Origin of the sequence: Bradyrhizobium sp. sBnM-33, from assembly GCF_032917945.1 — a bacterium.
GTDB lineage: Bacteria > Pseudomonadota > Alphaproteobacteria > Rhizobiales > Xanthobacteraceae > Bradyrhizobium.
This window is the reverse complement of record NZ_CP136624.1, coordinates 2,900,314-2,920,761: the sequence shown is the minus strand read 5'-3', so window position 1 is coordinate 2,920,761 and position 20,448 is coordinate 2,900,314. Positions and strand designations below refer to the sequence as shown.

General features: G+C 63.0%; 15 protein-coding genes. 4 read left to right on the top strand and 11 right to left on the bottom strand.

All coding sequences use genetic code 11. The annotated features are described in order from the left end of the window. Positions 1 to 31: 31 nt before the first annotated feature. Together RX328_RS13470 and RX328_RS13465 are read left to right on the top strand one after the other, a co-directional pair. The gene (locus RX328_RS13470; RefSeq protein WP_213252880.1) at positions 32 to 916 is read left to right on the top strand and encodes a Ku protein; all 885 of its coding nucleotides are present in this window, start codon (positions 32 to 34) and stop codon (positions 914 to 916) included. 125 nt (positions 917 to 1,041) lie between these two features. Beyond that, positions 1,042 to 2,649 (top strand): AMP-binding protein, encoded by a 1,608-nt coding sequence (locus RX328_RS13465; protein ID WP_213252881.1) that lies wholly within the window; start codon positions 1,042 to 1,044, stop codon positions 2,647 to 2,649. A gap of 137 nt (positions 2,650 to 2,786) precedes the next feature. Here RX328_RS13465 and RX328_RS13460 read toward each other — a convergent pair whose 3' ends face one another. Both RX328_RS13460 and RX328_RS13455 read right to left on the bottom strand, forming a co-directional pair. Further along, the gene (locus RX328_RS13460) at positions 2,787 to 3,413 is read right to left on the bottom strand and encodes a LysE family translocator (protein ID WP_213252882.1); all 627 of its coding nucleotides are present in this window, start codon (positions 3,411 to 3,413) and stop codon (positions 2,787 to 2,789) included. Between the two features lie 22 nt (positions 3,414 to 3,435). Further along, positions 3,436 to 4,062 carry an FMN-binding negative transcriptional regulator gene (locus RX328_RS13455; RefSeq protein WP_213252883.1) on the bottom strand — a complete coding sequence of 209 codons (627 nt, stop codon included), beginning with the start codon at positions 4,060 to 4,062 and terminating at the stop codon, positions 3,436 to 3,438. On the opposite strand from RX328_RS13455, the gene RX328_RS13450 reads away from it, so the two are divergent. Next, positions 4,028 to 5,647, top strand: coding sequence for a PLP-dependent aminotransferase family protein (locus tag RX328_RS13450; RefSeq protein WP_317258732.1), 1,620 nt, complete (start codon positions 4,028 to 4,030; stop codon positions 5,645 to 5,647). The genes RX328_RS13455 and RX328_RS13450 overlap by 35 nt on opposite strands. Positions 5,648 to 5,692: 45 nt before the next feature. Here RX328_RS13450 and RX328_RS13445 read toward each other — a convergent pair whose 3' ends face one another. From RX328_RS13445 to RX328_RS13415, 7 genes are all read right to left on the bottom strand, one after another. Continuing rightward, the gene (locus RX328_RS13445) at positions 5,693 to 6,298 is read right to left on the bottom strand and encodes a pyridoxamine 5'-phosphate oxidase family protein (protein WP_213252885.1); all 606 of its coding nucleotides are present in this window, start codon (positions 6,296 to 6,298) and stop codon (positions 5,693 to 5,695) included. Positions 6,299 to 6,452: 154 nt separating this feature from the next. Next, entirely contained in the window at positions 6,453 to 7,142 is a 690-nt protein-coding gene (locus RX328_RS13440; protein ID WP_213252886.1) for a response regulator, read from the bottom strand. Next, positions 7,139 to 9,856 (bottom strand): sensor histidine kinase, encoded by a 2,718-nt coding sequence (locus tag RX328_RS13435; protein WP_213252887.1) that lies wholly within the window; start codon positions 9,854 to 9,856, stop codon positions 7,139 to 7,141. The genes RX328_RS13440 and RX328_RS13435 overlap by 4 nt, the downstream gene beginning before the upstream one ends. 41 nt (positions 9,857 to 9,897) lie before the next feature. Continuing rightward, entirely contained in the window at positions 9,898 to 10,500 is a 603-nt protein-coding gene (locus RX328_RS13430) for a K(+)-transporting ATPase subunit C (RefSeq protein ID WP_213252888.1), read from the bottom strand. 116 nt (positions 10,501 to 10,616) lie between these two features. Next, positions 10,617 to 12,734, bottom strand: coding sequence for a potassium-transporting ATPase subunit KdpB (kdpB, locus tag RX328_RS13425; RefSeq protein ID WP_213252889.1), 2,118 nt, complete (start codon positions 12,732 to 12,734; stop codon positions 10,617 to 10,619). A 24-nt stretch (positions 12,735 to 12,758) separates the two neighbouring features. Continuing rightward, entirely contained in the window at positions 12,759 to 14,462 is a 1,704-nt protein-coding gene (gene kdpA, locus RX328_RS13420; RefSeq protein ID WP_213252890.1) for a potassium-transporting ATPase subunit KdpA, read from the bottom strand. A 115-nt stretch (positions 14,463 to 14,577) separates the two neighbouring features. Next, entirely contained in the window at positions 14,578 to 14,667 is a 90-nt protein-coding gene (locus RX328_RS13415) for a K(+)-transporting ATPase subunit F (protein WP_016846764.1), read from the bottom strand. Between the two features lie 570 nt (positions 14,668 to 15,237). On the opposite strand from RX328_RS13415, the gene RX328_RS13410 reads away from it, so the two are divergent. Continuing rightward, complete coding sequence (locus RX328_RS13410; protein ID WP_213252891.1) at positions 15,238 to 15,702, top strand: hypothetical protein; 465 nt, start codon at positions 15,238 to 15,240, stop codon at positions 15,700 to 15,702. Between the two features lie 87 nt (positions 15,703 to 15,789). On the opposite strand, the gene fdhF is transcribed toward RX328_RS13410, so the two are convergent. Then, a complete protein-coding gene (fdhF, locus tag RX328_RS13405; RefSeq protein ID WP_213252892.1) occupies positions 15,790 to 18,555 on the bottom strand; it encodes a formate dehydrogenase subunit alpha in 2,766 nt (921 codons plus the stop codon). Next, complete coding sequence (locus RX328_RS13400) at positions 18,552 to 20,270, bottom strand: NADH-ubiquinone oxidoreductase-F iron-sulfur binding region domain-containing protein (protein ID WP_213252893.1); 1,719 nt, start codon at positions 20,268 to 20,270, stop codon at positions 18,552 to 18,554. The genes fdhF and RX328_RS13400 overlap by 4 nt, the downstream gene beginning before the upstream one ends. Positions 20,271 to 20,448 lie beyond the last annotated feature (178 nt).

Below are 20,448 nucleotides of genomic sequence, written 5' to 3'. Positions count from 1 at the left end.
TTCCCAAACCCAACCGCGTCCGGAGATTGCAATGGCCCCCCGCGCCTACTGGAAAGGCTCGCTGAAGCTCTCTTTGGTGTCATGTCCGGTCGTGCTGTATCCGGCCTCGACATCGGTCGAGAAAACGCGCTTTCACATGATCAACAAGGAGACCGGCAACCGGCTGAAGCAGCAGATGATCGATGCCGAGACCGGCGAGGTCGTCGAGAGGGATCAGAAAGGCCGAGGCTATGAGCTGAAGAAGGGTCAGTATGTCGAGATCGAAAAGGAGGAACTCGAAGCCGTCCAGATCGAGAGCAATCACACCATTGAGATTGACAGCTTTGTGCCGCGGGACGAAATCGACAAGCGCTATTACAACCATCCCTATTACATCGCCCCCGACGGCAAAGCGGCAATCGACGCCTTTGCGGTGATCCGCGACGCCATGAAGGACGAGGACCGGGTGGCGCTGGCGCGCATTGTGCTGACCAACCGCGAGCACGTCATGGCGATCGAGCCGCTCGGCAAGGGCCTGCTCGGCACCACGCTGCGCTATCCTTACGAGCTGCGCGACGAGGGCGACTTCTTCGATGATATCAAGACCCCGAAGATCACCAAGGACATGGTCGAACTTGCGGGCCATATCCTGCAGACCAAGGCCGCCCACTTCGACCCCTCGAAATTCAAGGACGAATATGAGGACGCGCTGAAGGCGCTGGTGCGGCGCAAGGCTTCCGGCAAGCCGGTCAAGGTCGTCGAGCCCGAGGAGAAGCCGGACAACGTCATCAATCTGATGGACGCGCTGAAGGCGAGCCTGAAAGGCAAGGCAGCGACGAAACGGCGCGCGCATGCCCCGGCCTCGCGGCGGGCGCCGGCGCGGCGGACGGCAAAGAAAGCGCACCGCTCGGCGGCGAGACACCGCAAGGCGAGCTAGCGCAACTATATCCGTCCATCGCCCACCGGCCCTACCCTCCCGCTTGCATTACCCGAAGCCGGAAGGCATTTTCCCCCTGGGAACTGACGCCACGACAATAGCGGCGCCGGACCGGGGAGGATTTGATGGCATTGACGAAGTCGCACGTCGCAGGACCGACCACGCCTGCGGTACGGGAGATGACATTCGGCGATCTCTTGCGCAAGGCGGCTGAAACCGCGCCCGATCGCCTCGCCCTGATTGCGGGCGTGCCCGATCCGGCGCAGCGGCGGCAATGGACCTACGCGCAGTTCTATCGCGAAACCCAGCGCACCGCCCGCGCGCTGCTGTCCCGCTTCAAGCCCGGCGAGCGCATTGCGGTCTGGGCACAAAATATCCCGGAATGGATGATGCTCGAATTTGGCGCCGGCATGGCGGGCATGATCCTCGTCACCGTGAACCCGGCCTTTCGCGCCCGGGAGCTCGAATATGTGCTGAAACAGTCGCGCTCAGCCGGGGTGTTCGTGGTCAGCGGTTTCCGCGGCAATCCGATGCTGGACACCGTGCAGGCGGTGGCACCGAACTGCCCCGAGCTGCGCGAGATCATCTGCTTCGACGACTGGAATGCCTTCATCACCGCAGGCGACGACGAGGGCATCAAGCTGCCGGCCGTCAGCCCCGACGATCCCGTCATGATCCAGTATACGTCGGGCACGACGGGCTTTCCGAAAGGCGCCCTGCTCCGTCATCGCGGGCTGCTGAACAATGGTGCCGATACCGCAGACCGGATGGGCGTTGATGATGGCGACGTCTTTGTCACCACGATGCCGCTGTTTCATACCGGCGGCTGCGTCTGCTGCGTGATCGGCGCGGTATCGAAAGCCGCAACCCAGGTGCTGGTCGAGGCCTTCGAACCTGGGCTCGTGCTGGAAATGCTCGGGACCTATCGCGGCAACGCGATGCTCGGCGTGCCTACCATGCTGGTTGCAATGCTGGAGCATCCGACATTCGCGGCGACCGATCTCTCCTCCGTCAAGGCGATCTGCTCCGGCGGCTCGACAGTGCCCGCCTCGCTGGTGCGGCTGCTGGAGGAAAAGCTCGGTGCGCCCTTTACGATTGTATTCGGGCAGACCGAATGCTCTCCGGTCGCGGCGCAGACCCGCACCACCGACAGCGTCGAGGACAAGGCCAATACAATCGGCCTGCCGCTGCCCAATATGGAAACCAAGATCATCGACCCCAACACCGGCGAGACGGTGCCGATCGGCACGATTGGCGAGTTCTGCACCCGCGGTTATCACGTGATGATCGGTTATTTCGAAATGCCCGATGCAACCGCCGCCGCGATCGACGCCGACGGCTGGCTGCACACCGGCGATCTCTGCGCGATGGACTCCCGCGGCTATTGCACCGTGGAAGGCCGCCTCAAGGACATGATCATCCGCGGCGGCGAAAACATCTATCCGCGCGAGCTGGAAGAACTGCTGTTCAGGCATCCCAAAATCGGCGAGGTCGCCGTGATCGGCTTGCCCCACGAGAAATGGGGCGAAGAGGTCGCGGCCTTCATCCGGCCAGCGCCCGGCGCCATCATCGACAAGGAAGAACTGATCGACTACATGCGCGCCTCGCTCGCCCCGCACAAAACGCCAAAGCATTGGTATGTCGTCGACGCCTTCCCACTGACCGGATCGGGCAAGATCCAGAAATTCAAGCTGCGGGAAGCCTGCACCAAGGGCGAGATGACGGCGATCTAGGCCGTGGATTCACTAACGCATCTGGATCCCGACGTCCGCCCGACACCAGCGAACGAAGCGGTTTAGCAGGCGGTATGGGGTCCGAAGCCGCGTGGCAGATCGCGCCATTGCGCCCTTGAAGTAGCCGTCTCCGGCAATCAGCCAGCGCGCCGCGCAAGGAGCAGTGAAGCCCCTAGCCCGCACATGACTGCACCCGAGGTCTGTCGCATCTTGGCTATGAGAGACGGTCGCTTCGCCAGGCCGACTCTCGCACTCGCGGCCCAATAGGTCACGACCACATCGACCCCAGTGTTGAGCACAACCGAAATGATCCCAAGGATGATGAACTGCCGCGCAACAGTGGCGCTTGGGTCGACAAATTGCGGGATGAAGGCGAGAAAAAATGCAGCCGTCTTCGGATTCAACGCCTCGACAAGGATGCCCTCCCGAAATGCCCGCCCGATCCCGGTCGTCTCCACCCCGATCGGGTCGACGATGCCCGCTTTCCGCCATGTCTTGAAGCCGAGCCAGATCAGGTAGAACGCACCGGCGATCTTGAGCACATTGAACGCGTCGGCGCTTGCCATGACAAGCGCCGAGATGCCGACGGCCCCAGCGATAACATGCACAAAGCCGCCGACCCCGGTGCCAAAGCTCGATGCCAGGCCTTCCGAACGACCGCCTGCAAGCGTTCGTGCAGCAACGTAGAGCATCCCGGGTCCTGGTGTGATCGCGACCAGGAGCGCCGCTACCAAGAACAGCAGAAAAGTCTGGAAGTCGGTCATCGATCGCCAGCGTCCAAACTTATCAGCCTTTGGGTACCAAAGACGCCACGACACGGTCCTCAGGGCGATCGCTCTTGGACAAACCGTCGATGACGCCAGCGCGATCTGCTGGATTTCGGTTCTGGCTCATCTTCCGCTTGCCATCGAGCCTCGTGATCGGCATGCGCAGTCCGACAATCCCCTTGAGTTGCGCTTTGATGAACTCAGCCGGGGCGTCCGCCACTGCCCAGCGATCCCGGCGTGATTCCTCGTGCAGATCCGTCAGCCGCGTTATCACGTCGAACAGTCGGTCCGCATCGTCGAAAAACTCAACAGGTCCGTAGGCATGTACGGCAACGTAGTTCCACGTCGGCACGACCCTGTGCGTCTCCTGCTTGGTCGCGTACCAGGACGGGGTGACATAGGCCTCAGGCGCAGCAAAGATGGCCATCGCCTCGCTGAACGGCACCAGTTTCCACTGTGGATTGGCCCGCGCGACATGCGCGTAAAGCGTGCCGTTCCGGCCCTCGCTCTCGTCGAGAAGTATGGGAAGCAGCGTTCCGATAAGCCCCTCCTCGGTCGCGGTGACAAGCGTCGCCGAGCGTGCCTCACGCATGGTCCGGTGAATATCCGCCATGTCGTCAATGCGGAAGGCTGGCGGAATATACATTGGCGAAGCTCCTCGGCATCTCGATGCGACACCAAATGACGTCGGTCGGCCCTTGATGCCTGATCGTCTACACGGCACACTGGTTCACCTGAAGAGCCAGTTTGGAGCAACTTTGGTGGGCCAGTCTAAATCGGTAAAGAGGTACCCCAAGCCACGTGGTGCCCGGCAAATCTACGAGGCATTGAAGGCGCAGATCGAGGATGGCGTTTACAGGCCGAGCGACCGGCTACCTTCGACGCGGACGCTCGCTAGCGAATTTGGCGCCTCCCGAACGACGATCACGGCAGCCTATGAGCAACTTCTAGCCGAAGGCTTCATCGAGACGCGGCAGGGACGCCGGGCATCCGTCGCGCCTGCGCTACGATCGGGCCGCTCTTCACGGGCAAGCAGCAAGCAGGCGCCAAGAACTGCTCGACTATCGGCTTTCGGACGACGGCTCTTCGAATTGTCCGGACCGCCGGTCGCGGCCGAGCCCCTGCAGGTCGACTTTCGTTACGGCGATATTGCAACTGCCGACTTCCCGAGCCTGGCATGGCGGCGTGCTTTGACGAAGGCCCTGACGACGTCTGGTTCGCGCCGTCTACGTTATCAGGAGCCGCAGGGGTCAATGGAACTGCGAACCGCGCTGCAAGCGTACTTATGGCGTGCCCGGAGCCTGCGCTGCAGCGTTGACCAGATCGTCATCGTCAATGGGTCACAGCAGGGTCTCGATCTGTGCTCGCGGATATTGCTCGATACCGGCGACCGGTTCGTGATCGAGACCCCATTCTATTGGGCCGCCCGGCATGTTTTTGAGAGTGTCGGTGCGACGCCTCTATTCGTCCCGGTCGACGAAGAAGGTTTGCAGACGGAAGCCCTCAAGGACATCAAAAAGGTCCGGCTTTGCTACGTGACGCCGTCGCATCAATTTCCGTTAGGTCACGTTCTCTCAGCATCGCGCCGTGCTCAGTTGTTGCGTTGGGCCGACAAAGCGGGCGCTTACGTCATGGAGGACGACTACGACGGCGAGTACCGATACGACATTCGGCCCATCCAACCGTTGCACGCTTTCGATGACGCGGCTCACGTCATCTATCTCGGAACGATCTCAAAGACGCTCTCACCCTTGCTGCGTCTGGGATACCTCGTGGTACCACCAGAGCTCGTGGACGCCTTCCGCACCGCCAAGCGCCTTACCGACCGGCACTCGCCGACGCTGGAGCAAGCCGCGCTGGCCGACTTTATACGATCGGGCGCCTACGAGCGGCACGTAAGAAAACTCCGGCGAAAGAACGCGGAGCGCCGGGCGGCATTACTCGACGCACTCGCTGATCATTTTGGCGACGCGGTCGAGGTGCAGGGATCGGAGGCCGGGCTCCATGTGGTCGCGTGGTTCAACAACTTCGATGCAGCGCAGGAAGACCAAATGGCGCGAAACGCCAGGCAGACGGGCGTCGGTATCTATCCTGTTTCCGATCTATACGAAAGTGGGCGAAGAGTTGCCGCGAAACGGCGAGCCGGCTTCGTTTTCGGGTACGCTGCACTTGAGGAACGGGAGATCTGGCAGGGCGTTGCCCGCTTGGCCGATGCCCTGAGGACGGTATAAGAGTACACGGCCCAGGCCTGTTCGCGCGACCGGACGGTTGCCCGCTTAACCCTTGAATGTCGGTTGCCGCGGATGGATGCAGTCTTTGAAGTCTGCAAAGCCTTTCCACGCCGGCTCCGGCGCGTCCTGTCCGGCTTGAGGCACATAGATCGACGGTTCGATCGAACTCATCGTCGGAATATAACGTGGACAGTTCGGGAAGATCGCGCGCGCGGTCACGCGAACGATGAGCTGCGCGCCAACGGTGTCCGACAGCAGCGGGTCGCTGTCGCTCACGCTGGCGCTGCCGTTGACCCGCAGCCGCCGCGGCTTGTCGTGCATGGCAATGAACAGCAGGCCGACATCGGCATTGACGACGATGTTGCCGAGACTCTTGAACATGCCGTTGCCGTCATAGTCGGGAAATGCGAGCTCGGACGGCCCGGTGATGCGCACAAAACCCGGCGCGCCGCCCTTGAATGAGCAATCGGGCCGGCCTTCGGCATCGGCCGTCGCCAGGAAGAAGTATGGCAAGCTTTCGATGAACTGCTTGTCGTCGGCTGTGAATTCCTTGCGCATCAGCTTCTCTTCCAGCCGGTCCGAAATCCGGCGGCTGTCGAACCGATCCTGCAATTGCCTGTTACCTTCGTGATACATGACGCTCTCAGCCATGGCCGTACGCCCTCCTGCTCTGAACCACCTGGATGGACGGTCCAACCCGGGGCAGGTTTCGCAGGGAAGCATACCCCTTCTTGGTGATGCCGCGTGCGGCAAGCCGACCCGCGCGACCGATCAAGTGCGGGGATCTCGGCCATCGGAGGTTTGATCAATCCGGTGCGCGCAACCGATACCCAATCCCCGTCTCGGTCAGCACGAACTGCGGACGCTCGGGATCGGCTTCGATCTTCTGGCGGAGCTGGCGGACATAAACACGCAGGTATTGCGCATCGGTCAGTTCGTCCCACAGCTCCTTCAACAGGAAGCGATGGGTCAGCACCTTGCCGGCATGCTGCACCAGAACGCGCAGCAATTCATACTCCTTCGGCGAGAGTTTTACTTCGCGCTCGCCGACCTTGACGATGCGGCGCACCAGGTCGACCGAGAGATTACCCGCGCGGAATACCGGCCGTTCGCCCTGCACCTGCAATTGGTGCCGGAGCGCTGTGCGCATCCGCGCCAGCAACTCGTCCATGCCGAACGGCTTGGTCAGATAATCGTCGGCGCCGAGGTCGAGCGCCTGCACCTTGCCGGCCTCGTCGCCGCGGCTCGACAGCACCACGATCGGCACGCTCTCGTTGCGGCCGCGGATCATGCGCAGGAGATCATGGCCCTGGATGTCGGGCAGGCCAAGATCGAGGATGATCAGCGCCGGGCCTTCCGCGAGCTTCTCCAGCGCGATTTTGCCGCTGGGCGCTTCGAGGATGTCGTAGCCCTGCGTGCTCAACCCCATCCGCAACAATTTGCGGATCGGCGGCTCGTCGTCGATCACCAAAACCTTGATCTGGGCGGCGTTCATGCGGCGGTATCCAGCGCGCTATCGGAGGCCGGGACGGGCAGACGAATAGTGATGATGGCTCCAGAGCGATCGCTGCGATTGGCGGCCGATATCGTGCCATGCATCGCCTCGACGAAACCGCGCGAAATGGCGAGCCCCAGCCCGGTGCCGGGACGAACGTGGTCGCCCTTTTGGGCACGATAGAATTTGTCGAACACGCTTTCCAGCTCCGCCGGTGGGATGCCGTTGCCCTCGTCCAGGATCTGCAGCGAGACGGAATCCCGATCCCGCGCGCTCCTGACCGATATCGTGGTACCCGCAGGCGAGTATTTGGCGGCATTGTCGAGCAGATTGAACAGCACCTGTTCGAAAAGCACGGCGTCAAGCTCCAGCATCGGCAAGTCAGCGGACAATTCCAGCGACACCTTGTGCCGCTCCAGGATTTTGCCGGCCCGGCGCAGCGCGCTGCCGACGATCTCGCCGACATCGTGCCGCGCCGCGTTCGGCACGATGGCGCCGGATTCGAGCTTGGTCATGTCGAGCAGGTTGGCGATGAAGCGATTGAGGCGCTCCGATTCGTCGATCACGGTGGCCAGCAGGTCGCGCTTTTGCGGGTCCGTCAGGCTGGAGTCGAGGTCGCGCATGGTAGAGGCGGCGCCGAGCACGGAAGCCAGCGGCGTCTTGAGATCATGCGAGATCGAGGTCAAGAGCGCGCCGCGCAGCCGGTCGGATTCCACCGTGCGCTTGACCCGGTCCATGTCCTCCACCAGCAGCACACGCTCGATCGCCAGCGCGCCCTGATCGACCAGCGCATCCAGCAGGCGGCGCTGATCCGGCGTCAGCAAGGGACCGGTGCGGTCGTCGTCGATGCCGATGACGCCGATCGCGCCGCGCCCGGTTCGCATCGGCAGGAACAACCTTTTTGCTCCCGGCAGCGTATCTGATCCGCGTCCGGCCGGACGATCGTTGCTCCAGGCCCAGTTGGCCGCGGCGAGATCGGCCTGGTCGAGTTGATCTTCCGGAGGATAACCCGACTTGACCGTCAACACGCCCGCTTCCGGCAACAGCAGCACCACCCGCACTTTGAGCAACAACGCGGCCTGGTACGCGGTCGCCCACAGCACGTCGTCGAGCGTCGCCGTACCCGCCAGCTTGCGGCTGAAAGCGTAGAGCGATTCGGTGGTGCGAACCCGGCCGATCGCCGTATCGGCCTGAACGCGCACCCGCGCTGCGACATTGGAGACCAGGAGCGCAATCAGCATGAAGAAGAAGAACGCCGCGACATTGGTCGGATCGGTGATGGTGAAGGTGTGGACCGGCGGCAGGAAAAAGAAATTGTAGCACAGCGACGCCGCGACGCTCGCCAGAAGCGAGGGAAACAGCCCGTAGCGAACGGCCACACTCACGACGGCGGTGAGGAACACCAGATCGACATTCTCGATGCCGCCGAACATGGGTCGGATCAGTACAGCGGCGCCGAGACCGAGCGCGACGAACAGCAGCGCCATCAGATAGGGCCGCGGATTGAACGGCTCCTGCCGCGCCGCGGTCTGCACCGCCGCTTTCGCCACGCCCTGTTCGTCGCCGGCGATGACATGGACGCTGATATGGCCGGCGCGGCGCACCAGATCGTGCACGACAGAACCGCGCGTCAGTTCGAACCACCACGAGCGGGTCGACTTGCCGATGATGATCTGGGTGACGTTGTTGGCGTGCGCGAAATTGATCAGGTCGTCGGCGATGCGGCGGCCGACGCCGGGAATGGTGAGCGCCTCGCCGCCCAGCGCTTCCGCCAGCCGCATGGTGTCGGCCAGTCGGTCGCGCTGCTCGTCGGTCAGTTGCAGGCTACGGCGCGTCTCGATGCTAACAGCGGTCCATTGCGCGTGCAGCCGGTCCGCCAGCCGCTTGGTATATCGCACCAACCCCGCTGCCCGCGGATCTTCACTGACGCAAACCAGGATGCGCTCGCCCGCCGCCCAGGGCCCGGCGATCGCATTGGCCTGCATATGAGTGAGCAACTGCTCGTCGACGCGCTCCGCGGTACGCCGCAGCGCTAGTTCGCGCAGCGCCGTGAGATTGCCCGGCGAGAAATAGTGCTCCAGCGCGCGCTCGGCCTGCTTGGGGACGTAGACCTTGCCTTCCTTGAGCCGCTGGATCAGGTCGTCGGGCGTCAGGTCGATCAACTCGATGGCGTCGGCGCGGTCGAACATCCTGTCCGGCACGGTCTCGCGGACCCGCACATGCGTGATCTGCGCGACCACGTCGTTGAGGCTTTCAATGTGCTGGATATTGACGGCGGTATAAACGTCGATGCCGTGCGACAGCAGTTCCTCGACATCGAGATAGCGTTTGGGATGCCGGCTGCCAGGCGCATTGGTGTGAGCGAGCTCGTCGACGAGCGCGATCTGCGGCCGTCGCGCGATCAGCGCATCCAGGTCCATCTCCTCGAGCGTCTGCTCCTTGTAGGCAAACCGTCGGCGCGGCAGCACCTCGAGGCCGTTCAGAAGCACTTCGGTTTCAGCCCGGCCGTGGGTTTCGACGATGCCAATCACGACGTCGGCGCCCGCCTTCTTCTTGGCGTGGGCGCTCTGCAGCATCTCATAGGTCTTGCCGACGCCGGGCGCGGCGCCGACAAAGATCTTGAGCTTGCCAGCGCGGCTTTCCTCGCGCCGCGCTGCCTCCAGCAGTGCTTCCGGCGAGGGACGCTGTTCGGGGTCGCGGCGGGCTTGGACCATGCGGCAATATAGTCCTCACCCTTCGACGGGCCTAGCGGCTCTCATTTGGAGGCCTCGTCCAGTGCCAGATTCAGCGCCAATACGTTAACGCGGGGCTCGCCGAGCAATCCAGCCATGCGGCCTTGGATGTGCTCCGTGACCAGTTGGCGGACCCGGGCCTCCGGCAGGTTGCGGGCTTTTGCGATCCGTGGGACCTGGAATAGCGCGCCCTCAGGCGAGATATTCGGATCGAGACCGCTGCCGGAGGTGGTGACGAGATCGACCGGCACGGGCGCGGAAGGATTTTCCGTCATCAGCTTTTCGACGTCGTCCTTGATTCGGTCGGCTAGCGCCTTGCTGGTCGGCCCGAGATTGGAGCCGCCCGAACTGGCGGCGTTATAGGGCGAAGACACAGTCTTGGTGGAATCCGCGGGGTCCGGCGCCGAGGTCGCGGACGGGCGACCGTGGAAATATTTATCGTCTTTGAACTCCTGCCCGATCAAAGCGGACCCGATGATCTTGCCGTCCTTCTCGATCAGGCTGCCTTGCGCCTGTTTCGGGAAGATCACGCCGGCGATTGCGGTCATCGCCAGCGGATAGGCAAGGCCGGTGATCGCGGTGAGCAGGAGCAGGATGAGGATGGCGGGGCGGATTTCGCGAATCATGGTGTGTCTCCGTAAGTGTTTCCGTCATTGCGAGCGAAGCGAAGCAATCCATGTCGCCTAACAAAGAAAAGAATGGATTGCTTCGTCGCTTCGCTTCACTCGAATGACGGTTGGATTCAAGCTAGGCCCAAACCCACAACCGCCAGGTCGATAGCCTTGATGCCGATAAAGGGAACGATGATGCCGCCCAAGCCGTAGATCAGCAGGTTACGGCGCAGAAGCGCACCCGCCCCGACTGCGCGATAGGCGACGCCTTGCAGCGCCAGCGGAATCAGCGCGACGATGATCAGCGCGTTGAAGATAATCGCCGACAGGATGGCGCTCTGCGGGCTTGCGAGGTGCATGACGTTGAGGACTTCGAGCTGCGGGTAGAACGCCAGGAACATCGCCGGGATGATGGCGAAATACTTTGCGACGTCGTTGGCGATCGAGAACGTGGTCAGCGCACCGCGCGTCATCAACAACTGCTTGCCGATCTCGACCACTTCGATCAGCTTGGTCGGGTTGGAATCGAGATCGACCATGTTGCCGGCCTCCCGGGCGGCCTGGGTGCCGGTATTCATGGCGACGCCGACGTCGGCCTGCGCCAGCGCCGGCGCGTCGTTGGTGCCGTCGCCGCACATCGCGACCAGTTTGCCCTTGGCCTGCTCGTCGCGGATCAGCTTCAGCTTGTCCTCGGGCGTCGCCTGCGCCAGAAAGTCGTCGACGCCGGCCTCGGCCGCGATGGCGGCTGCGGTCATCGGATTGTCGCCGGTGATCATCACGGTGCGAATGCCCATGCGGCGCAGTTCGGCAAAGCGCTCGCGGATGCCACCCTTGACGATATCCTTCAGATGCACGACGCCGAGCAGTTTACCGTCTTTGGCGACCGCCAGCGGCGTGCCGCCGGCCTTGGCGATCTCATCCGAAATTGCCTGAATTTCAAGGGCCGTGTCCGATGTGGCGCCCGATTGCAGCGCGCGCGTTGCGTTGCCAGAGGCGACCGCGCGGACCGCGCCGCCGCCATCGACGTAGTTCAGGATCGCGTCCACGGCGCCCTTGCGCACCGAGGAAGAGCCGGCATCGATGCCGCTCATGCGTGTCTGCGCGGTGAAGGCAATGAAGGTCGCATTGAGCTCCTTCATGTCGCGGCCGCGGATGCCGTATTTCTCTTTCGCCAGCACGACGATCGAGCGGCCTTCCGGCGTCTCGTCAGCGAGCGACGCGAGCTGCGCCGCATCGGCCAACTCATGTTCGGTGACACCGCGCAAGGGGCGAAACGCCGTCGCCTGCCGGTTGCCGAGCGTGATGGTGCCGGTCTTGTCCAGCAGCAGCGTGTCGACGTCGCCGGCGGCCTCCACCGCCCGGCCGGACATCGCGAGCACGTTGAAGCGCACCAGCCGGTCCATGCCGGCGATACCGATCGCCGACAGCAGCGCGCCGATGGTGGTCGGAATCAGCGTGACGAACAGCGCCACCAGCACCACCACCGAAATCGAGCCGCCGGCATAGGCCGCATAGCTCGGGATCGTCACGGTGGCGAACACGAAGATGATGGTCAGGCCTGCGAGCAGAATATTGAGCGCGATCTCGTTCGGTGTCTTCTGCCGCTCCGCTCCTTCCACCAGCTTGATCATGCGGTCGATGAAGGTCGAACCTTGCGCCGCCGTGATCCGAACGCGGATCCAGTCCGACAGCACTTGCGTGCCGCCGGTTACCGCCGAGCGGTCACCGCCGGATTCGCGGATTACTGGCGCGGACTCACCCGTGATCGCCGCCTCGTTCACGGATGCGACGCCTTCGATCACCTCGCCATCGCTGGGAATGTTGTCACCGGCCTCGACCAGGACGACGTCGCCGACCTTCAGGCTGGTGCCGGAAACCAGTCGATAGTTGCGGTCGGGACCCTCCAGCAGCTTGGCCTTGCTCTCGGTGCGGGTCTTCTTCAACGACTCAGCCTGCGCCTTGCCGCGGCCTTCGGCAACGGCCTCCGCAAAATTGGCGAACAGCACCGTGAACCACAGCCACAGGATGATCTGGAACGTGAAGGCGAGGCTCTCGCCGCCGGTCACCAGATGGCGCAGGAAGATGACGGTGGTCAGCGCGGCCACGACCTCCACCACGAACATCACGGGGTTCTTCACCATCAGCCGCGGATCGAGTTTTGCAAAGGCCGCGCGGATTGCCAGCAGCACGATGTTCGGATCGAACATCGCCGACGCCGTCGCCTTTTTCTGCAATTTCATGGTTTCCATGGATGTCACTCCTGACGGATTCGATCAGAACAAGGTGTTGGCGTTCATCGCCAGGTGCTCGACGATCGGCCCGAGCGCCAGCGCCGGGAAGAAGGTCAGGCCGCCGATGATCAGGATCACGCCAACGACGAGGCCGACAAACAGGCCGCCGGTGGTCGGCAGCGTGCCGGCCGAGGGCGGGATCGATTTCTTGGCGGCGAGCGAACCCGCCAGCGCCATTGCCGGCACGATCATGAAGAAGCGGCCGACGAACATCGAACTTGCGAGCGTCAGATTGTAGAACAAGGTATTGCCAGTCAGGCCGCCGAAGGCTGAGCCGTTATTGCCGGTCGCCGAGGTGAAGGCATAGAGCACTTCGGTAAAGCCGTGCGGACCGGCATTGGCCATCGACGCTACCGCCGACGGTAGCACCACGGCGACCGCGGTCCAGCCGAGATACATCAAGGGCAGCACCAGGATCGCGAGCATCGCCATCTTGACCTCGCGGGCCTCGATCTTCTTGCCGACATATTCCGGCGTGCGGCCGACCATCAGCCCGGCGACGAAGATCGCCAGCACGACGAACAGCAGCATGCCGTAAAGCCCCGCGCCAACGCCGCCGACGATGATTTCGCCAAGCTGCATGTTGATCAGCGGGATCATGCCACCCAGCGCGGTGAACGAGTCATGCATGGCATTGACGGCGCCGCAGGAGGCCGCCGTGGTGATGACCGCAAAGAGTGAGGAGGCAACGATGCCGAAGCGGACTTCCTTGCCTTCCATGTTGCCGCCGGAAAGCCCGAGCGCATGGAGCGTCGAGGTGCCGTTGGCTTCGGCCCAATAGGTGACGGCGACGCCCGAGAGAAACAGCACGCCCATAACGGCCAGAATCGCCCAGCCTTGCCGCTGGTTGCCGACCATGCGGCCGAACACGTTGGTCAGCGCCGCACCGAGCGCAAAGATAGAGATCATCTGCACGAAGTTCGACAGCGCGGTGGGATTTTCAAAGGGATGGGAGGCGTTGGCATTGAAGAAGCCGCCGCCATTGGTGCCGAGCATTTTGATGGCGACCTGCGAAGCGACAGGGCCGACCGCGATGGTCTGCCTGCCACCTTCCAACGTGGTCGCCTCGACGTAGGCGCCGAGCGTCTGCGGTATACCCTGCCACACCAGGAACAGCGTATAGAGGATGCAGATCGGCAGCAGCACGTAAAGCGTGCAGCGCGTGACGTCGATCCAGAAATTGCCGATCGTGCGCATCGAGGAACGGGAGAAACCACGGATCAGAGCAACTGCGAGCGCAATACCGGTCGCGGCGGACAGGAAGTTCTGATGCGTCAGGCCCAGCATCTGCGTCAGGTACGACAGCGTGCTTTCGCCGCCGTAGTTCTGCCAGTTGGTGTTGGTGATGAAGGAGATCGCGGTATTGAAGGATAGGTCCTGGGCGACGGCCAATTGCCCCGCCGGGTTGAACGGCAGCAGCGCCTGCAGCCGCATCAGGCCGTAGATGACGAGGAAGCCGCCGATATGGAACAGCAGCATCGCGACCGTGTAGGTCAACCAATGCTGCTCGCGCTTTTCATCGACGCCGCCGATCCAGTATAGCCCAGCCTCGACCGGCCGCAGGATCGGAGAGAGGAGCGTGCGCTCGCCGTTGAAGACGCGCGTCATGTACCAGCCGAGCGGCTTTACGAGCGCGACCACGATCGCGCAGTACAGCAAAATCTGAAACCAGCCGATAAGTGTCATGGGTGAGTGTCCTTCGTATTACCTTGCAGGCAGCGGCACCCGCAGCAGCATGACGAGCAGCGCCGCGGTCGCAAGGAACGCCAGCGCGATGGCGGCGAGCGTGGTCATGACCGGTTCAAAATCGCTCGGGACGCAGCAGCGCGTAGGTCAGGTAGAACAGCAGGCCAAGCGAGACGAGGCCGGCGAGCGAGTAATCGAAGATCATGGCGCTCTCCTCCATAGCGTTTTCGAGCGAAGTGGATTCCGGTTCGCGTGAAGAAAGCGCGTCAACGTTTTAGAGCCGCTCGCAGACATAGGCATAACCAATGCCCGCCACGAAGAGGCCGAGAGCGAGCGCCAGCATCACAAGGTCCAGCATGGGATGTTCCTCTGCGACGTGAACCGCGCAGCCGAAGATTCGGCTATGCGTTCTTCCGGGCTGAGGTGCCACCGGCCGCATAGGTTTTCGAGACGGGAAGGATGGCGACGTTATAGGAATCTCATAAAGAACCGTCGCACTTGCGGCCTCCCTTCTCCCCTTGTGGGAGAAGGTGGCGTGGACGAAGTCCACGCGGGATGAGGGGTCTATCTCCGCGGATAGAAACCCCTCACCCGTCTCGAATGAGCTTCCGCTCATTCGATCCACCCTCTCGCACAAGGGGAGAGGGGAAGAGCCCGCCCCCTTATGAAGTTCCTATATTTTCACCCCTCGCCCCCACTCGTTTTCGAATGGCGTTTTCGCCACTTTGGGAGTCCGGTTGCAGTCGCGGCCGTGCGAATGAACGAGATGACGGCCATGTCAATTCTTTTGGAACACCGGACCACCACTGATCTCGGCGATCGACTTCGCGACGCTTGCTGCGTGACGGTCGAATTCCTCGCCGACATCGCCGCAGTATGCCGGCGGTTTCCGTCCAATACCCACGGCGCAAAGACGGCCCGCATCGAGCAATTGATCCAATCTCACGCCTGGATCGATGCCGTGCTGGCGCTGATCGATCTGGAATTGCCGCAATGGCGGATTCGGCGGATCGCCTATGATGAGGGCGAATGGTACTGCGCGCTGTCGCGGCAGCGCGAACTACCGGACTGGCTCGATCAGTCCGTCGAAGCTCGTCATGCCGATCTGGCGCTGGCGATGCTGAGCGCTTTTGTCGAAGCGCGGCGTATCAGCACGCCGTCGAGCCGGACCAGCGTCCCGCCCGTGCCGCAGGAGGCAACCCCGGCGTATGAAGCGGCGTGCAGCGACAATTTCGCGTAGAGTAGCCCGGATGCAGCGAAGCGAAATCCGGGAAAACAACAGGCACTGGCCCCGGATTGCGCTGCGCTCCATCCGGGCTACGGGCTCCTACTCCGCCGCCGATTGCAGCGCGACCTTTTCCGCACGCACCGCGCAGAACTTGAACTCGGGGATCTTGCCGAACGGATCAAGCGCCGGGTTGGTCAAGAGGTTCGCCGCCGCTTCCGCGTAGCAGAACGGCATGAACACCATGTTCTCCGGCACGTCGCGGTCGGAGCGCACCTTGACCTCGACTGCGCCGCGGCGGGTTTCCAGCTTGATGAAATCGCCGGGCCAGACGCCAAGCTTGCGCATGTCCTTCGGCGACATGAACGCCACCGCTTCCGGCTCGATCTGGTCGAGTACGGATGAGCGCCGGGTCATCGAGCCGGTGTGCCAGTGCTCGAGCACGCGGCCCGTGGACAGCACCATCGGATATTCGGCGTCGGGCACCTCGTCGGGCGCGATCACCTTCGCCGGCACGATTTTGCCGCGGCCGCTCGCGGTCGGGAAACCTGTGGTGAAAATGATCTCGTTGCCGGGCTTGTTCGGGTCGTCGACCGGATAAGTCACCGCGCCCTCGCGCACCAGGCGGTCCCACGTGATGTTGTTCAGTGACGGCATCACCTGCGTCATCTCGGTGAACACATCGGCCGGTCCGTTGTAGTTCCACGGCAGGCCCATGCGCTTGCCGATCTCCTGGATGATCCAGAGATCCTGCCGCGCATCGCCCGGTGGCCGGATCACCTCGCGCGCGAGCTGCACGCGGCGATCGGTATTGGTGAAGGTGCCGCTCTTTTCTGCAAATGCCGAGGCCGGCAGGATCACGTCGGCATGGAACGCGGTTTCCGTGACGAAGAGATCCTGCACTACCAGATGGTCGAGCATGGCCAGCGCGTGGCGCGCGTGCTGCAAATCGGGATCCGACATCGCGGGGTTTTCGCCCTCGATGTACATGCCCGTAATCTCGCCGGCGTGGATCGCGTTCATGATCTCGACGACGGTGAGGCCGCGCACGGGATCGAGGTCCTGATGCCAGAGCTTTTCGAAAGGCTCGCGCAGATCGGTGCGTCCGACCGGTTGGTAATCCGGCAGGAACATCGGGATCAGGCCAGCGTCGGAGGCGCCCTGCACGTTGTTCTGGCCGCGCAGCGGATGCAGGCCGGTGCCGGGACGGCCGACCTGGCCGGTGGTCAGCGCCAGCGCGATCAGGCAGCGCGCATTGTCGGTGCCGTGGATATGCTGGCTGATGCCCATGCCCCAGAAGATGATCGAGGCGCGCGAGCGTGCATAGACCCGCGCCACCTCCTTCAGCGTCTCGGCAGGGACACCGCAGATCGCTTCCATCTTCTCCGGCGGGAATTCCTTGATGCGCTCGGTGAGCTCGTCAAAGCCTTCGGTATAGCCCGCGATATATTGCTGGTCGGTCAACCCCTCGGTGATGATGGTGTGCAGCATCGCGTTCAGCATGGCGACGTCGCTGCCGGGCTTGAACGCGAGATGCTTCCAGGCGTGCCGGGACAACGATTGCGTGCGCGGATCCATCACGATCAGCTTGGCGCCGCGCTTGGCCGCATTCTTGAGATAGGTCGCCGCAACCGGATGGTTCACGGTCGGATTGGCGCCGATCACGATGATGACCTCGGCGTCCATCGCGGCGGCAAACGGCGCCGACACCGCGCCCGAGTTCAGGCCTTCCATCAAGGCTGCGACCGACGAGGCGTGGCACAGCCGCGTGCAGTGATCGACATTGTTGGAGCCGAAGCCGGTGCGCACCAGCTTCTGGAACAGATACGCCTCTTCGTTCGATCCCTTGGCCGAGCCGAAGCCGGCGAGCGCCTTGACGCCCTTCTCCTCTCGAATCTTCACGAGCCCCTTGGCTGCGATATCGAGCGCCTCATCCCACGACGCTTCGCGGAAATGCGTGAACGGATTGGCCGGATCGACCTGATCGTTGGCGTCCTTCTTCGCGTTCGGCAGCCGCACCAGTGGCTTGGTCAGCCGATGCGGGTGATGGATGTAGTCGAAACCGAAGCGGCCCTTGACGCAGAGCCGGTTGTGGTTGGCCGGGCCGTCGCGGCCCTCGGCGTAGATGACCTTCTCGTCCTTGACCTGATAGGTGACCTGACAGCCGACGCCGCAGAACGGACAAAGCGAATCGACCTTTTTGTCCGCGTAAGTGACGCGAGTCTGCTTCTCGTCCAGCATCACCGACGGCATCAGGGCGCCGGTCGGGCAGGCCTGCACGCATTCACCGCAGGCGACGCAGGTCGATTCACCCATGGGATCGTCGAAGTCGAACACGATCTTGGCGCCAGAGTTGCGATAGGCCATGCCGATGACGTCGTTGACCTGGACCTCGCGGCAGGCGCGCACGCACAGGCCGCACTGGATGCAGGCGTCGAGATTGACGCTCATGGCGGGGTGGCTGGTGTCGCCCGCCCAGCGTTCAGCCGCGGGAAAGCGGCTCTCGGTGACCTCGACCTTCTCGGCCCAGTGCCAGAATTTCGAATCGGGATCGTGCGAGGTCTCGCGCGCCGGCTGGTCGGCGACCAGAAGCTCCATCACCATCTTCTGCGCCGCGACGGCGCGCGCGCTTTCGGTCTTCACCTTCATGCCGACGCTCGGCGTGCGTTTGCAGGATGCCGCCAGCACGCGCTCGCCCTCGATCTCGACCATGCAGGCGCGGCAATTGCCGTCGGGCCGGTAGTCCGGCTCAGGCGAGTAGCAGAGATGCGGGATTTCCTTCTGGTGGCGCTTTGCCACCTGCCAGATGGTTTCGCCCGCGTTGGCCTCGACCTGTTGGCCGTCGAGTTCGAACTTGATCTTGGTCATTCCGCGGCCTCTTTCGGCACGAATTCTTCCGGAAAATACTTAATCACTGACGTGAGCGGGTTCGAGGCGGCTTGTCCAAGCCCGCAGATCGAGGCGTCGCGCATCGCCTGGCTCAGTTGGTCCAGCAGTTCGCGGTCCCAGATTGGCCGCTGCATCAAAAGCGCCGCTTTCTGGGTACCGACCCGGCACGGCGTGCATTGGCCGCAGCTTTCATCCTCGAAGAATTTCATCAGGTTCAGCGCTGCATTCTTCACGCTGTCCTGCTCGGACAGGATGACGACGGCGGCGGAGCCGATGAAGCAGCCGTATTTTTCCAGCGTGCCGAAATCGAGCGGGATATTGTCCATCGATGCCGGCAGGATGCCGCCCGATGCACCGCCCGGTAGATAGGCATGGAAGGTGTGGCCGTCGGCCATGCCGCCGCAGAACTCGTCGATCAGTTCGCGCACGGTGACGCCGGCCGGCGCCAGCTTCATGCCGGGATTTTTCACGCGGCCCGAGACCGAGTAGCTGCGCAAGCCATGACGGTCGTTGCGGCCATGGCTCTTCCACCAATCGGCGCCCTTCTCGACGATGTCGCGCACCCACCACAGCGTCTCGATGTTGTTGATCAGCGTCGGCAGGCCGAACAGGCCGACCTGGAATGGGTAAGGCGGCTTGTGCCGGGGCAGACCGCGCTTGCCTTCAATGGATTCGAGCAGCGAGGATTCCTCGCCGCAGATATAGGCGCCTGCGCCGCGGCGCATGTGCAGCACTGGACCGCCCGGCGGCAGCTTTGCGATTTCACACGTGAGGATTTCGCGTGAGGCCGGATATTCGTCGCGCAGATAGATATAAACGTCGGTGGCCTCGACCACATGTGCGCCGATCAGCATGCCCTCGATGAAGCGATGCGGGTCGGTTTCGAGGTAATAGCGATCCTTGAATGTGCCGGGCTCGCCCTCGTCGCCATTGATCGCCATCAGTCGCGGGCCGGGCTCACCCAACACCGCCCGCCACTTACGCCCTGTCGGAAAGCCGGCGCCGCCGAGCCCGCGCAGCGAAGCATCGTCGAGCGCCTGCAGCAGATCTTCTTTCGTCATCGCGCCGGAGCGCAGGCGATTGAGCAGCTTGTAACCGCCGCCTGCGACATAGGCGTCATAGTCAGTATACCTTGGCAAATGCGCATGGGTGTCGCCGGCCTCGGCGGCGGCGAGCACGTCCGTCACTGTGGCATGATCGACGAAGTGATGGCCGACTTCGGCGGCGGGCGCCGTATCGCAGCGGCCGACGCAGGGCGCGCGCACGACGCGAATGCTGGGGCCGGCGCTATCCTGCAGCTCGTGCAGCAGCTTCTCCGCACCCATCATGGCGCAGGTCAGGGAATCACAGACGCGGATCGTCAGCGGCGCGATATCGGGGGCGCCCTCCTTCACCACGTCGAAATGCGCATAGAACGTCGCGGTCTCGAACACTTCCGCAAATGACAGCTTCATCTCGTCAGCAAGCGCAGCAAGATGAGCCGCCGAGATCTGGTGATATTTGTCCTGGATCAGGTGCAGATGCTCGATCAGCAGGTCGCGCCGCCGCGGCCGGTCGCCGAGCAGGAGTTCGATCTCGTGGGCGGCAGTGGGATCGACCTGACGGCCCTTCGGCGTCGCCTTGGCCCGCTTCCGTCCCGCGCCCGGATGTTCGAACGAGCGGACTTTTTGTAGGTCGTGTACGTCGTGATCCATCGAAACGTCTCGTTCCCTGCCGATTTCTTGCTGCGAGCTTAGCCCGTGGCATGCCAGATGCCAAGCGAATTATCGCGCTTTAATAGGCATTTAAGGCGGCAGGCGGTGGCGCAGTGCAGATTTTGCCGCGTCTGGCGCGAGCCATGCCGGGCCTGCCTTGCCCGATGCCGGATGAGAC

Bases quoted from the DNA above. Each gene is read 5' to 3' on its own strand.
- RX328_RS13445 (WP_213252885.1), bottom strand. From the start codon at position 6,298: ATGGCTGAGAGCGTCATGTATCACGAAGGTAACAGGCAATTGCAGGAT.
- RX328_RS13400 (WP_213252893.1), bottom strand. From the start codon at position 20,270: ATGGATCACGACGTACACGACCTACAAAAAGTCCGCTCGTTCGAACAT.
- kdpB (WP_213252889.1), bottom strand. From the start codon at position 12,734: ATGGAAACCATGAAATTGCAGAAAAAGGCGACGGCGTCGGCGATGTTC.
- RX328_RS13430 (WP_213252888.1), bottom strand. From the start codon at position 10,500: ATGATTCGCGAAATCCGCCCCGCCATCCTCATCCTGCTCCTGCTCACC.
- RX328_RS13440 (WP_213252886.1), bottom strand. From the start codon at position 7,142: ATGAACGCCGCCCAGATCAAGGTTTTGGTGATCGACGACGAGCCGCCG.
- kdpA (WP_213252890.1), bottom strand. From the start codon at position 14,462: ATGACACTTATCGGCTGGTTTCAGATTTTGCTGTACTGCGCGATCGTG.
- RX328_RS13410 (WP_213252891.1), top strand. From the start codon at position 15,238: ATGTCAATTCTTTTGGAACACCGGACCACCACTGATCTCGGCGATCGA.
- RX328_RS13460 (WP_213252882.1), bottom strand. From the start codon at position 3,413: ATGACCGACTTCCAGACTTTTCTGCTGTTCTTGGTAGCGGCGCTCCTG.
- fdhF (WP_213252892.1), bottom strand. From the start codon at position 18,555: ATGACCAAGATCAAGTTCGAACTCGACGGCCAACAGGTCGAGGCCAAC.
- RX328_RS13435 (WP_213252887.1), bottom strand. From the start codon at position 9,856: ATGGTCCAAGCCCGCCGCGACCCCGAACAGCGTCCCTCGCCGGAAGCA.
- RX328_RS13415 (WP_016846764.1), bottom strand. From the start codon at position 14,667: ATGATCTTCGATTACTCGCTCGCCGGCCTCGTCTCGCTTGGCCTGCTG.
- RX328_RS13450 (WP_317258732.1), top strand. From the start codon at position 4,028: ATGTCGTCAATGCGGAAGGCTGGCGGAATATACATTGGCGAAGCTCCT.
- RX328_RS13455 (WP_213252883.1), bottom strand. From the start codon at position 4,062: ATGTATATTCCGCCAGCCTTCCGCATTGACGACATGGCGGATATTCAC.
- RX328_RS13465 (WP_213252881.1), top strand. From the start codon at position 1,042: ATGGCATTGACGAAGTCGCACGTCGCAGGACCGACCACGCCTGCGGTA.
- RX328_RS13470 (WP_213252880.1), top strand. From the start codon at position 32: ATGGCCCCCCGCGCCTACTGGAAAGGCTCGCTGAAGCTCTCTTTGGTG.